Here is a 14,148-nt window from a genome sequence, read left to right on the forward strand (position 1 = left end):
ATTACCGTCTCTTGATCTCTACCCGCGAAGTGAGCGGATAGCGCAAGCCTTTGGAGGACTTATAATAGACTTCGGCCGCGCCGATCTTCAGCTTGGCGCGTATCTTGATCGGGATATGGTTCTCGTCGTCGCCGATCCAGATCTCGGCGGCTTCCTTGCTTTGGGTAAAGGCGTCGTCGTAGATGTCGATATAGAAATGGCGGGTCCTGTACTTCAACGTCTCGCTCCGTTCCACGATCTGCTGCCCGGTATAGCGGAAACTGATGTTGATGCGTTCGCGTCCGATCGCCACCTGGAAAGGAAAGCTCTCACCGCTTTTCATCTTGTCCCAGTCCAGGGAACGCAGATACATCGTTGCTCCCAGCATGTCGAACATGTGTGGGTCTTCCGTCACGAGCATCGTGTCGATCTTCGTGCGGGTGGGCGTATAACGGTGGGAATGAGCGAGTATCTTCTTCCGGTCGTAGGAGAAACGGATGTCGTCTATCAGATAATAGTCATTCTCGTTTACCCGCTTCTCACTCCGTAGAAGCAGCATGTCGGGGGTAAAATGGCAATCGATCGTATCTCGCATCTTATAGACCTTCTCGATAATGCCGGAGGTGCGGAAGATGAGCCGGTAGTGATAGGACGGCTCGCCCTCGTATTCCGCGTCGCGGATGGAAAGGGTGGCGTGGCCTGCACGGGGCATCAGAAGGCCCCATTTGAAGTATAACTCATACTGCACTTCCTCGCCGGGGCTGAACCTGTGGCGGACCGGGATTTCCTGCGCTTTCGCACACACGGCCGATAGCAATAGCAAAAATATCAGCCACAGGCGGACGATGTCAGAACGGCATTCCCATGTTGCCGCCGCTATTATTCCTTGACGATGATTGTTGACTTTCATCTTTGTAGTTTCTTTTCTTCTTGGTTGCTTCCTTCGGCTTATTCTTCGTTATCTCAAGAGGCTTCTGCTTGGCCAGCGGGGTGGAGTTGACATTCCAGGTCTCTTCGACTTGCCAGTTCTGCATGATCTCGTACATCTTGGGAGAATAATAAACCTTTTCGGGCTGCCGCTTTTCGGCATAATTACCGGTATCCCACACTCCGTTGCCGTTCGTGTCGATCACGATACGGGCATAATACTTATCGGGCTTCAAGTCCATGAAAAGCACTCCGCCGTCTTTTACTTTCGCTTTGCGGACAGGGGCGTCTCCACTACTGAGCAATTCGACGAAAGCGGTCGTGTCCACACCGTTGATATTGAGATATAGATGGCCGTATTCGTCTTCCTTTTTGATCTTGAACTCGCCGGTGAAGAAATCGTTCCACTTCCCGTAAAGGCTGTGGATGGCGGCGGAGTCCACTTCGATGCGGTATTCTTCCCCATACTTCCACGGACGTCTGATAAAGTAGTTCAGGCTGTTGGTCGAATCGGGGAAGAAGTCGAAATCGACCGTGTTCCAAACGGTATCGACCTTCTGGTCGAGGAAGAACATCTCTTTGTTGATATCCAATACCGGTTCGTTGAAGGTTACGGATATCGTATCGAACAAGTCCATCGAACCGGGAGCGTCTACCTGCATGCCTAAGAACACGACCGGATCGGGTTCGTCTTTCTTTTTCTTCTTTTTCTTTTCTGCCGGACGGCGGCGCAATACCAGTTGGACCGTGTCGGTTTGCGGGCGCAGGATGTTCAGGGAGTCGCTCTTCGGATAGGAGACCTGCACCTGCAGGGTGTCCTGCTTCCAGACGGTCGAATCGGCAAGCCAGTAGTTAACGGCCGCGCCGCCTTCCGTCTGCTGCACAAAATACCAGGTGCTGTCTTCCGGGGTGAAATTGATGGGGACAGGCACCGGTACGGTGTCCAGCTTCGTATTGAAACGCAGCGTAAAGTATTTCTCGTCCGGGCGTTCGGGCTTTACCATATACTGGCGTTCGAATTTCTCCTTGAACAGGCGGAGTTCGATGTTGTCCGGGAAGAAGCGGGTGTAACCGACCGTCCGGATCGTATCGATCGTCAGACTGTCCTTCCAAGCCGTATCCTGTCGGGTCGTCAGTTCGAAGGAAGGGACGATGACGGAATCCAAGAACGCGATATCCTCGCCCGGCTGGTCGAATTTATAATCGCGGTTCACATCGTTCAGTGCGAAAATATGATAGGTTCCGGGGGCAATGTTACGGATCGTGAACTGCCCTTTGTCATTTGTACGGGAGGTGCGGTCGAACGGGAGTTTCATGAATGCGGAATCTGCCAGGTCGCGATGCAGGCCGATCGTAATGCCGGGCATCGGTTCGAGGTTCTCTGCATTCAACAAGACTCCCGAAACTTCGAGTGTGTCGATCATATCTCCGGTAGAGAAAGCAAAAGAGAAGTTCTCGAACACGTTTTTCTCATTATTATCGGAGATGGAATTGGTGAAGTCGATCGTATAGGTAGTGTTGGCTTTCAACGTGTCTTTCAGTTCGATCACCGCCTTCTTCCCGGCAGAGCGGATAATCGGCAGCTCCATCTGGGGCGGAGTGATAATCACATTCTCCGAAGGTTTATCGATCTGGATCAGTTCGTCGAAGAGGATTTCGATCTTTTTCCCTTTATAGTTCACCTGGTTCGGGATCGGCGTGCTGCTTACGAACTTGGGAGGCGTTTCGTCATAGGGTCCTCCGTTCGGACTACCGATATTGGCGCACGAATAAATGACCACCAACAACAGCACCCCATACAACAGGCGGAATGAATTTCGTATATATTTCGTATCCATTTATGTCTATTTCAAATATATTTGACAAACACGCGCAAAAATAGGGAAAAATCCGGTGAAAATTAGTAGGATATCCTGCCATTAATCAATCTTTGCATTTAAACGGTCTTTTGTTCGATTGTCGTTTTCAACATCCTGAATCCGATCCTGCAATACAAACATTTCTTCTTTTCGCAATATTCGCGTTTTAATTGGATCAATGCCTGGCTGTCGCCGGCGTGGCGGACGGTGATACCGGCGTTGCAGAAAGTGGAGACGATGGTGTTCTTTTCCGGGGGGATACTTTCTAAAAGGCGGGTGGCACGTTCGCAATATTCGGGTCGCTTGTTGTGCAAGCCGTAGGCAAAGAGCATCGGGACGACCGTGTTTATCAGCAGGATGTTCAGGGCGTTTTCGCCTATGGTCTTTTCCTTCCGGGGAGAAGCGTACCGGAAATGATAGTGTGTCTCCCAATAACCGGAAGGAGGGATCCTGAAATACTTTTTGATCTCTCCGGTACTCCCGGCTTCAAGGATGGCTGAGAACAGGGTGTCGTGCCGTACCCAAAGAGCGGCCAGCTGCGCCACTTTCAGATACGGGAAGTTGAGAGGGCGTGTCCGCAGGTTCTTAAACACGAAATCTTCCATTGGCGAAAGGCCGAACTTATGGCGGAGAAAATCGTACTCCCGTTGCAACAGGCGGTAATAATGGTCGTCATTCTCCTCCGCTAACATCCCCGCCTGCCCGAAAAGCATCGCCTCTATCTGAGATTGGCTGCTTCGCTGCTTTTGGATGCAACGGAGCGGCAGGCTCTTCGCCAGCCTTTCAAAAGCGTCATTATTCACGCCAAAGCCGAAGTTCCGGGTTAAAGTAATATAAAAGACTTCGTTCCAGTCTGCCTGATACGTATCCAAAAGGAGGAAAATGTCATGTGTTTTCCGTTCCAGCCGCTCGCTCAGCAAAGCTTCCATCCAGCAGGCTATATGCAACGGGTCGATCCCGGTTATATAGTCGAGGCACGGAAGAGCCGCCTCCCGGTAAAGCAACCAGTCTATACTGCGGAGAACATTCTCCGGAACGGTCAGGAGCATTTGTGGGATCGGCTCCCCGTTCGTCCGGACCGGCTGGAAGTCGTCAATGCCTGTAATATGAAGGATTACACTATCGTACGCTTTGTCCGTCTCATGATGATGAAGCAGCCAGTCGGAGGATTTATCATGAATTTCGACACTTCCCGCCCATAGCGTTCCGTCTATTTTGATTTTCGCATTGAAGAAATCGGGGCCTGCGTCCGTATTCTGCATTCCGGGATCGATTACCTGTACGGGGCGTCCGTCTGTGGTTGCCAATGGAGTGGCTGTGTAAAGTTTGTATTTCCAAACATAATGTAATAAACGTTCCATCTTTTTTCAGAGTTAAGATTTATGCCCCAAATCTAAGCATTATTCTTTATATTTGCAGCACGTTATCAGTTGAAAGTTGAAAGTTTAAAATTGAAAGTTAAATATATAAGTATGAAGATTGCACTTATCGGTTACGGAAAGATGGGAAAAACTATCGAACAGATAGCACTTGGCAGAGGACACCAGATCGTGTCTGTCGTAGATATCAATAACCCCGAGGAAATACACTCCGACAATTTCAAAAGTGCTGACGTCGCGATCGAGTTTACGACTCCTGCAACAGCATTCGACAATTATATGCAATGTTTTGCTGCTGGCGTTCCGGTTGTTTCCGGTACGACAGGCTGGCTCGACAAGATCGGACAGGTCAGAGAGATGTGCGAAAAAGAAGGTAAAACCTTTTTCTACGCTTCCAACTTCAGTATCGGTGTGAACATATTCTTCGCCCTCAACAAATACCTGGCAAAGATTATGGATAATTTCCCCGCCTACGATATTAAAATGATGGAAACCCATCATATCCATAAATTGGACGCTCCCAGCGGAACCGCTATCACACTGGCGGAAGGAATCCTTGAAAACGTGGACCGTAAGGACCGCTGGACTTTGGAAACGGCTGAGAAAGCAACCGATATTCCTATCCATGCCATTCGCGAAGGAGAAGTTCCGGGTATCCACGAAATCACTTACGAGTCGGATGTCGATACGATCAGTATCAAGCACGATGCGAAGAGCCGTGCCGGATTTGCTTTGGGTGCCGTTATTGCCGCCGAATTTACCGCCGGAAAGAAAGGTTTCCTCGGAATGGACGATATGCTTAAATTCTAATTAATAACAGAAACAAATGAAGAAGTTTTCCAAGAAACAATGGATTAAATTCAGCATAGCAGCCGTTCTCTACCTGCTTTTCACGCTTTGGATGCAGAATGCCTGGTTGTTGTTGGGCCTGATCGTCCTTGTCGATATTTTCCTGACCGGGTATATCCCCTGGGGAGCCTGGAAACGCACCAAGAACCCGCAGGTGCGCAATGTGTTGGAATGGGTGGATGATATCTTGTTTGCACTGGTTGCCGTCTATTTCATCAATATCTTTATTTTCCAGAACTATCAGATTCCCAGTTCATCCCTGGAGAAATCCTTGTTAGTGGGCGACTATCTGTTTGTCAGCAAGCTAAGTTATGGACCGCGCGTGCCGAACACGCCGGTCGCTTTCCCGCTGGTACAAAACACATTGCCGTTCTTCAACTGTAAGTCGTATCTGGACTGGCCGGAGTGGGACTACAAACGGGTGAAAGGCTTCGGTCATGTAAAACGGAATGATATCGTCGTGTTCAACTTTCCTGCCGGCGATACGGTTGCACTGAAGGTGCAGAACCCGGATTATTACCACTTGGTAGAACAATACGGACGGGAAGCTATCCTGTTGAATAAAGCGGATTTCGGTGATGTGATCTACCGTCCTGTCGATAAACGCGAGAATTATGTCAAACGGTGTATCGGTATGCCGGGCGATACGATTGAAATCCGGAACAATCAGGTCTATATCAATGGCGTTGCCGCCAAGAATCCGGAAAAAATGCAATTTAACTATTTCGTCGAGACGGACGGTTCCATGTTGAGTGAAGAGCAGTTCCGTTTGTTGGATGTCAGCAAAGCCGACCGTGTGTTGATCGACGGGAGCTATAACCCCCAATATATGTCTATGTTGAACATCCAGCCGAACGCCAACGGGCAGTATAACCCGGTTTACCATTTCCCGCTGACTCAAAAGACATTGGAGGTGGCTAAAAAACTTCCGGTCGTGAAACGTGTGGTTCTCGAACCGGATCCCGTAGGGGCCGATTCCTATTATCCGGTAGATTACCAGACCGGCTGGAGCCGTGACAATTACGGACCGCTATGGATTCCGAAGAAAGGAGCCACGATCCCGCTGACGGAGCGCAATATCGCTCTTTATAAACGTTGTATCGTCAATTACGAACATAATAAGCTGGAAGTGAAGGATGGCAAGGTCTACATCAACAGCAAACCGGAAACGACCTATACGTTCAAATACGATTATTACTGGATGATGGGTGACAACCGCCACAACAGTGCCGACAGCCGTTCCTGGGGCTTCGTGCCGGAAGACCATGTCGTAGGCAAGCCGATCATGATCTGGCTCTCATTGGACAAGGATCGTAGCCTGTTCGACGGCGGTATCCGCTGGAACCGTATGTTCCGCTGGGTGCATCCTGACTAAGCAAATCGCTATGGGGGAAAAGGTGAATGATAATATGAACGGGACGGGCGGCCGTGAAGGTCGCTCTTACGTGGGGTGGGTGGTAACGATCGTTATCGCCTTTCTCATTGTTATACCTGTCCGCCGTTTCTGTATCGAATCTTACCGGATCTCGACGAATGCGATGGAGGAGGCGTTGCACCAAGGCGATTATATCTTAGTGAATAAATTACCGCTCGATGGGAATCCGGGACGGAACAAAGTCGTGTTGTTTACCAGTCCGCTTCTGAAAGACACGGCGAGCAGCCCCTTGTTTCTGAGCCGTTACATCGGAATGCCGGGCGACACGATCCTTGTAAGCAATGACGGATATGAGGTGAACGGGAAACTGTTGCCCCACTCCCCGCGCTCGCTCAATACCTATTTCATCACTCAGAAAGGAGCTGACGACTTCTTGAAAGTCTTGCAAAAGCTGAATATACCGGTACGGAACTGGAAGAACGAGACATTCGGCTTTTCTTTCTCCCTGACTACCTTCGAAGAATATCAATTGCGTGAAGAACTGACGGAAGAGATGAACATTCATTTCATCCGGAACCAAGCCGCCCCGTACAAGCTGGTCGTCCCCCGTAAAGGCCGGGCATACCGCCTGGATGAAGCCGCCCTTACCGCCTGCAAGGAAGCGATACTGGCCGAGGCCGGAGAAAAGGCAGCTTTCCGCGATGGAAAACTATATTTAGACGGAAGGGAAACTACGTTTTTCTTCTTTGAACAGGATTATTACTGGATGCTCTCCGACAACGTAAACGAATCGGTCGATTCCCGCCACCTGGGCTTTATCCCGCGTGACCGTATCATCGGGAATGCCTGGTTCTGCTGGTTCAGCCGTGACAAACAACGAATTTTTAAACCCGTAAACTGATGCAACCTGTCTATATCTCTACAACCTATCTGGGCCCTGTCCAGCAGTATTGCAAATTGTTCCAATATCCGGAAGTGCGCCTCGAAACAGCTGAAAACTACCTGAAGCAAACCTACCGGAACCGTTGTACCATTGCGGCTGCCAACGGCCCGTTAGCCTTGTCCGTCCCCATTGTAAAGCCGGAAACTTTGAAGTGCCCGACCAAAGACATCCGTATCTCCGATCATGGGAACTGGCGTCACCTGCATTGGAACGCTTTGGTCTCGGCTTATAATATGAGTCCGTTTTTCGAATATTACGAAGAGGATTTCGCTCCTTTTTACGAGAAGAAGTATGAGTTCCTATTCGATTACAATGAGGAACTGCGCCGGTTGATCTGCCGCCTGCTCGACTTGCATCCGCATGTTATTTATACCGAAGAGTACCAGTCTGAAGTTCCGAACGATTTCCGCGAGATCATCCGTCCGAAACATGAAGGAGAGGATCCGTCCTTCTCTCCGAAACCTTATTACCAGGTGTTTCAGGACAAGCACGGATTCCTTCCGAATATGAGTATTGTGGATTTACTGTTCAATATGGGACCGGAAGGGCTGTTGGTGCTGAAAGATTCCATTGTGGCACCGGAACAGCCCTGATCGAGGTTATGTCAGTTCTTTTTCATCGTATAATCTTTCACCCCTAACGAATCGTATGCCTGTAACAGGGCTTCATCGTTATCGGAAATCATCAGGAGCTTGTCGTTTTCTTTCAGTTCCGTATTGCCTTTCGGAATGAAATAATGCCCGTCGCGTTTCACCATGACGGCAAGTGTATGGTCGGGCAAGGTGAGTTGCATCAGCTTGTTTCCGTGAGAAAGGACAGCCGGAGTGATGTCTATTTCACTCATGGCACTCTTGATATCTTCCGGCAATTCGATACCGAACACGTCTTTCCGTTCCGGCTCGTCGACAAGTCCGAGCCATTTGGCTGCTTGCGTTACGGTTGTTCCCTGTATCAATAGGGAAAGGATCGTAATGAAAAACACGATATTGAAGATCATGCCTCCGTGATCGACCCCGGCAATCCAGGGATAGGTCGCGAAGATGATCGGAACTGCTCCTCGAAGTCCCACCCACGATATATATAGCTTTCCTTTTGTCGTAAAGTTCTTAAACGGAAGCAAGCACAGGAAAATCGTTGCCGGACGCGCTATCAGTATCATAAATACTCCCACCAACAGGCCGACCGGAGCGACAGGCAGCAACTCGTGCGGGTTCACTAACAGGCCTAACGTAAGGAACATCACGATCTGCCACAACCAGGCAAAACCATCGAAGAATGTCCCCATGCTCTTTTTATGTACAATCTTGGCATTCCCTACGACCAGGCCGGCGATATATACGGCCAGATAACCATTCCCCTTGCATAAGGTCGTAGCCGAGAAGGTGAAAAAGGCGGTTGTCAACAACAAGATCGGGTATAGCGATTCATTATCCATATTGATCTTATTGATCATCAAGACGGCAAGCTTGCCCAACAGGAAACCGGCAATCGCACCGACCGACAATTGGATGACCAATTGCAGGACTGCTTCCTGGAGATTCATGCCTCCGACTTGTATATAGGCGATAATCAGCAAGGTAAGCATATACGCCATCGGGTCGTTGCTACCGCTTTCCAGTTCGAGGGTCGGACGCAGGCGTTGTTTCAGATAAACGCCTTTGCTTCTAAGGATGGAAAAGACGGAGGCAGAGTCCGTAGACGACATCACCGCCGCCATCAGCATAGATTCTGCTACCGTAAGTGTTTCATAACCTGTAGACCACAAAAACACATAATAGATAAAACCTCCTGTTATAAGAGTCGTCAGCAAGACGCCTATTGTCGCAAGGACAACCCCTTCCGTGGCTATCGGTTTGATCTCGGACATTTTCGTATCCATACCACCCGAAAACAGGATGATACTCAACGCCAACATACCTATAAATTGTGCCGCGCTGGGATTGCTGAACTGAATGCCCAAGCCGTCGCTACCGAACAGCATTCCGACCCCTAAAAAAAGAAGCAAGGCGGGAAGGCCGAAACGGAAACCGGCTTTACCGGCAATAATACTGAAGAAAAAAATAATCGAAGCAACCAACAGGATTGCTTCCGGATTCTCGAAGATTTGTAATTCGTGGAACATAGGCTACTAACGGTTTACTCTATAATTTGTCACTTCAAAGTAAAGAAAAAATAACGATATGCACAACAGCTTAACACTTAAAAGACAGGGTTATCTACTGACTAATAAATATATTCCGTATATTTGTGCTGATAAAATTAACGCTATGATTAAAACAAATCTATTCCTACTATTGTTCGTTCTCCTCGCGGGAACTTCATGCAATAGACAGCAACATTTCATTTCGGACGACACGTTTCGCGCCGAAGTGGAGAAGGATTTCCGGGCAAAGCAGGCTGCTCTGCCGGATGGAGACCTTTTTTCAGTCTTTAACCAAAAGATGACGCCCGACGAAAAGGAGGCGCTGACTTTCTTGTATGCCTATATGCCGATCGGGGATATCACGGATTATGACGGGCAATTGTATCTCGACAATATCCGCAGCTCGTTCCGCGCACGGGTGGAAATGCCTTGGGGAGACAGCATACCGGAAGACATCTTCCGCCATTTTGTTCTTCCCGTACGTGTCAACAATGAAAATCTGGACGAGAGTCGTATGGTCTTTTATGAAGAGTTGAAAGACCGGGTGAAAGGCCTTTCCCTCTATGACGCCGTGTTGGAAGTAAACCATTGGTGTCACGAGAAAGTGATCTATACGCCTTCCGACGCCCGGACAAGCTCTCCGTTGGCATCTGTGAAAACTGCTTACGGGCGTTGTGGCGAAGAGTCGACGTTTACCGTAGCCGCCCTCCGTTCGGTCGGCATACCGGCTCGCCAGGTCTATACGCCGCGTTGGGCGCATACCGACGACAACCATGCCTGGGTGGAAGCCTGGGTAAACGGCAAATGGTATTTCCTCGGAGCTTGCGAACCGGAACCGGTACTCAACTTGGGCTGGTTCAACGGACCGGCTTATCGCGGTATGTTGATGCACACGAAAGTATTCGGCAAATATAACGGACCGGAAGAGGTCATGGACGTAACCGACGGCTATACCGAGATCAACGTGATCGACAATTATGCCCCGACCGCCAAAGCGACGATCACCGTTGTGGATGAAAACGGCCGGCCGGCAGCCGGAGCCGATGTCGAGTTCAAGATATACAACTACGCCGAGTTCTACTCCGTAGCCAATAAGAAAACGGATGCCGAAGGGAAGGCTTTCCTTTCCGCCGGTAAAGGCGACATGCTGGTATGGGCGACCAAAGACGGCAAGTTCGGATACGGCAAGGTGTCGTTCGGCAAAGACAACAATGTCACGATCACCCTCGACAAGAAACCTGGCGACATCGAAACCGTCACACTCGACGTCATTCCTCCGGTAGACGGCTCCATTGCCGCCGAAGTGACGGATGAACAGAAAGAGGCCAACGCCAAGCGCCTCCATGAAGAAGACGTGATCCGTAATAAATATGTCGCTACTTTTTATACGGAAGAGAAGGCGAAAGAGCTTGCCAAAGAATTAGGTATCGACCCGCTGAAAACAGCCGATTTCATGATCGGCAGCCGGGGAAACTGGCGTGAGATCGAGCAGTTCCTTCGCGATACGCCCGCCGACAAACGCCCGATGGCGATGGACTTGTTGAATGTCATCTCCGCTAAGGATTTGCGCGATACGCCGGCTTCCGTATTGGCGGACCATCTGAACAATGCCCAAGCGGTACAAAGTTCCCTGTTCACCGAATATATCCTCAATCCGCGTGTGGCAAACGAATTCCTGACACCTTACAGGAAGTTCTTCGCCGCCAGCGTCGATCCGGTATTGGTGAAGAAGGCTAAAGCCGATCCGCAATTAATTGTTGACTGGGTGAAGGAAAATATCAGTATCAATGATAGCCTGAATCCGCAACGCATTCCGATTATGCCGATGGGCGTATGGAAATCGCGCGTGGCCGACAAAGGTTCCCGCAACATATTCTTTGTTGCCATATGTCGTAGCTTAGGCATTCCGGCACGAATCGAACCGGTGGCGGGAAAAGTGCAATATGCGAAAGGCTTGAACTGGGTGGATGTGGATTTCGAAGCCGCCGAGCAGATGGTTGCCAAGCAAGGCAAAGTCATTGCCTCCTACCTACCGATCAAGGCGTTGCAGGATCCGAAATACTACAGTCATTTCACAATTGCCAAAGTATTGCCGACCGGCAAGCTACAGACGCTTAACTTCGAGTCGGGCGATGTCGACATGGGCGGTGGCGACACTTGGAGCGCTTTGTTGAAAAAGCCGCTTCCGATGGATGAAGGCCATTATATGCTGGTAACCGGTACACGTATGGCGAACGGCAGCGTACTGGCTGAAATATCCTTCTTCAATGTGGAACCCGGCAAGACAAGCAATATCAAACTGGAAATGCGTGAAAGCGAAGATGATGTGCAGGTAATCGGCAATTTCAACTCCGAAAACAAGTTCAAACGGGCCGATAACGGCGAAGAAACAAGTCTGTTGGCTACTACCGGACGCGGCTATTACATCGTTGCCATCCTTGGGGAACGCCAGGAACCGACCAACCACGCCATGCGTGACATCGCCGCCGTAAAGAAGGACCTCGAAGAATGGGGCCGCGGCATGGTCTTGCTGTTTCCCGATGAAAAGGGTTTTCAGAACTTCGATCCGAAAGAGTTCGGAGAGTTGCCAAGTACAATCACCTACGGTATAGATATCGATAAAACGATCCAGAAAGAAATTGCCGCGGCTATGAAGTTACAGAATGCCAATACACTTCCCATCTTCATTATCGCCGACACTTTCAACCGCGTCGTTTTCGTTTCACAAGGCTACACGATCGGCTTGGGAGACCAGTTGATGAAGGTGATACATAAATTATAAAAACTAGTCTCATATTTTCCCTCCTTTCTTCTGGCAGGTATATCCTGTAAGAGGGGAAGGAGGGAATAAAGGGATCGTAGCGATGGAGAGTTATTTCAGATGATCAGGCAGTGAGGCCGGGTCTCTGCGGGTATCGAAGAGGGCGGCAATGTAGATGGTATCTGCTTCGATGTAATAGAACAGTTTATAATGCTTATGCACGACTAAACTCCTATAAACCATCAGTAACCCTTCGAACATTGGTTCTTTTTTCCCTAAATACGGATTAGCAGCCAATCTTGCATCATTATCCTTAATTTGCCGGAATATACGTTTGCCGGCTTCCTTGCCAAACGTTTCTATTCCATAAACGACAAGCTGCTCCAGATGCCGTTCAGCTTTTCTATTCCAGACTACTCGCATAAGAAGGGATATTTTTCCTCCAGGCTTCGAAATACCTCCTCACTGGAACGAAAACGCCCTGCCTTGTAATCTTCTTCCGACTCCCGGAGTTCGGCGATTAGTTCCTCCCTTGTAAATTGGAGGGCAGGAACGCCACCCGAAATGAAGTCCTCCTCTTCCTTCTGTACAACTTTTATGGCTTTCTTGCAACGACGAATGGCTTTGAGAACTTTTTCCATCAATTCTTCGTTATCGAGGATGCTCATAGCTTCTTCGATATACATGTATTTCAGTTCGCGCGCTGTCATAGGATTGTTCCTTTCTTGTTTAATTATCTCTATCCGAGACAAAGATAACGAATTTATTGTTCCTTATCTTATTTATAGGCCTATTCTCCACTACCGACGGCGGCGTACGCTGCGGACCGGGGAGCTTTTCTGGGCTTTCGGAGCCTTGACTTTGGCCTCTTTCTGTTTGTTTTCTTTTACGGCTTCCGTCTTTTTACCACGGGCGGAGACGGTTGCACTTTTGGATTTCTTGCCTTTTGTGTCAGCTGCCAACTGGGCTGTATCCGGTTGCAGATAGAGGGATTTCTCGAACGTGGCCAATTGGTTCTCGATACGTTCCTGTTCGCGTTTCATTGAATCGGGTGTCGGGCAGTAGGCTTGAAGAGGCTGGTTCATCAGGTTCTGCGTCTTGAAGATATCGCCCTCGAACATCCGGCGACGGAAATAGTCGTCGAGCGTGAAGGTCATGGCGTTGTTGATGTTGGACGTCATGATGTAGGCGGTATTGATATAGGGACGCAGGTTTTCATAAGGGATCCAGAACATCGGCATGGTGTTCTGTCCCATATCGTCCACGATCGTCAGGATCGGGCAGATTGCCAGTGTCTTGACATCGAATACGGAGTTGTTCTGGTCGAAATACCAGGCTTCCTTTATATAATAGGAGCGGACATCGCCGGAAGGAATATCGCTTTCGTTCACGACAAAACCGGCGGGCTCGTTGTCTTTGCCCGGCGTCTTTTCATAGAAGATGCGGCAGCGATCCAGCATGACTTTCAAGTCGAGCTTGCGGTTGTCGCTGAAATCCTCGTAACCGTCCAGATATTCATAAGCGGACAGCTTGCCCTCGCATACCAGCTGGAAGATGATCGAGAACAGGTTCATCTGTCCGTTCATCGGTTGGGTAGGATAATAGAGAGGAGCATTCTGTTCTTTCGTTAGGTCGATCTGGCGGTAGATGACACGCATCCAGCGGGCATTGCCGATATGCTGCGTCATCCGCTCGTTCATATCTTGGGCACGGACGGTCAGTTCGGGCATGCCGTTCTCTTTTTTATCTTCTTCACGGGCGCCACGGCTCGATACGGGACCACGACGTCTTTGTTGCTGCTGCTCTGTATTGCCGGCCTCTTCCTGCGCCTGCATGGGGTGGGAAGCGAACAGGGCGATGGCGAGGGTTGCTATGTAATATAAACGTTTCATATATCTTTATACATTACGGGACGAGCAGACCTCGTCCCTAC

The 14,148-nt window shown here is 49.5% G+C and carries 12 protein-coding genes; 5 read left to right on the forward strand and 7 right to left on the reverse strand.

Features of this window, described 5'->3' with window-relative positions:
- Window position 1: 1 nt before the first annotated feature.
- From ACW6QF_RS01985 to ACW6QF_RS01995, 3 genes are all read right to left on the reverse strand, one after another.
- The gene (locus tag ACW6QF_RS01985) at window positions 2-889 is read right to left on the reverse strand and encodes a DUF3108 domain-containing protein (RefSeq protein ID WP_005649646.1); all 888 of its coding nucleotides are present in this window, start codon (window positions 887-889) and stop codon (window positions 2-4) included.
- Window positions 828-2,744, reverse strand: coding sequence for an Ig-like domain-containing protein (locus tag ACW6QF_RS01990; RefSeq protein WP_456086623.1), 1,917 nt, complete (start codon window positions 2,742-2,744; stop codon window positions 828-830). Before ACW6QF_RS01990 ends, ACW6QF_RS01985 begins: the two co-directional genes overlap by 62 nt.
- 98 nt (window positions 2,745-2,842) lie before the next feature.
- Window positions 2,843-4,126: a DUF2851 family protein gene (locus tag ACW6QF_RS01995; protein ID WP_456086624.1), complete on the reverse strand. Its 1,284-nt coding sequence runs from the start codon at window positions 4,124-4,126 to the stop codon at window positions 2,843-2,845.
- 111 nt (window positions 4,127-4,237) lie between these two features.
- On the opposite strand from ACW6QF_RS01995, the gene dapB reads away from it, so the two are divergent.
- From dapB to ACW6QF_RS02015, 4 genes are read left to right on the forward strand one after another with little or no spacing between them, the layout of a single operon-like run.
- The gene (gene dapB / locus ACW6QF_RS02000) at window positions 4,238-4,954 is read left to right on the forward strand and encodes a 4-hydroxy-tetrahydrodipicolinate reductase (RefSeq protein WP_456086625.1); all 717 of its coding nucleotides are present in this window, start codon (window positions 4,238-4,240) and stop codon (window positions 4,952-4,954) included.
- A gap of 16 nt (window positions 4,955-4,970) precedes the next feature.
- A complete protein-coding gene (lepB, locus tag ACW6QF_RS02005) occupies window positions 4,971-6,368 on the forward strand; it encodes a signal peptidase I (protein ID WP_456086626.1) in 1,398 nt (465 codons plus the stop codon).
- A 10-nt stretch (window positions 6,369-6,378) separates the two neighbouring features.
- On the forward strand, window positions 6,379-7,269 hold the full coding sequence (gene lepB / locus ACW6QF_RS02010; RefSeq protein ID WP_456086627.1) for a signal peptidase I: 891 nt from the start codon (window positions 6,379-6,381) through the stop codon (window positions 7,267-7,269).
- The gene (locus ACW6QF_RS02015) at window positions 7,269-7,904 is read left to right on the forward strand and encodes a WbqC family protein (protein WP_456086628.1); all 636 of its coding nucleotides are present in this window, start codon (window positions 7,269-7,271) and stop codon (window positions 7,902-7,904) included. Before lepB (ACW6QF_RS02010) ends, ACW6QF_RS02015 begins: the two co-directional genes overlap by 1 nt.
- A gap of 11 nt (window positions 7,905-7,915) precedes the next feature.
- On the opposite strand, the gene ACW6QF_RS02020 is transcribed toward ACW6QF_RS02015, so the two are convergent.
- A complete protein-coding gene (locus tag ACW6QF_RS02020; RefSeq protein WP_298548635.1) occupies window positions 7,916-9,433 on the reverse strand; it encodes a potassium/proton antiporter in 1,518 nt (505 codons plus the stop codon).
- 145 nt (window positions 9,434-9,578) lie between these two features.
- Between ACW6QF_RS02020 and ACW6QF_RS02025 the strand changes: the two genes are divergently transcribed.
- Window positions 9,579-12,236, forward strand: a complete 2,658-nt coding sequence (locus ACW6QF_RS02025) for a transglutaminase domain-containing protein (protein ID WP_456086629.1) — start codon at window positions 9,579-9,581, stop codon at window positions 12,234-12,236.
- A 90-nt stretch (window positions 12,237-12,326) separates the two neighbouring features.
- On the opposite strand, the gene ACW6QF_RS02030 is transcribed toward ACW6QF_RS02025, so the two are convergent.
- The 3 genes from ACW6QF_RS02030 to porN form a co-directional block, all read right to left on the reverse strand.
- The gene (locus ACW6QF_RS02030; RefSeq protein WP_456086630.1) at window positions 12,327-12,638 is read right to left on the reverse strand and encodes a type II toxin-antitoxin system RelE/ParE family toxin; all 312 of its coding nucleotides are present in this window, start codon (window positions 12,636-12,638) and stop codon (window positions 12,327-12,329) included.
- Window positions 12,629-12,925, reverse strand: a complete 297-nt coding sequence (locus tag ACW6QF_RS02035) for a hypothetical protein (RefSeq protein ID WP_456086631.1) — start codon at window positions 12,923-12,925, stop codon at window positions 12,629-12,631. The genes ACW6QF_RS02030 and ACW6QF_RS02035 overlap by 10 nt, the downstream gene beginning before the upstream one ends.
- A 90-nt stretch (window positions 12,926-13,015) precedes the next feature.
- Complete coding sequence (gene porN, locus ACW6QF_RS02040) at window positions 13,016-14,107, reverse strand: type IX secretion system ring subunit PorN/GldN (RefSeq protein WP_456086632.1); 1,092 nt, start codon at window positions 14,105-14,107, stop codon at window positions 13,016-13,018.
- Window positions 14,108-14,148 lie beyond the last annotated feature (41 nt).

This window comes from Parabacteroides sp. (genome assembly GCF_977054455.1).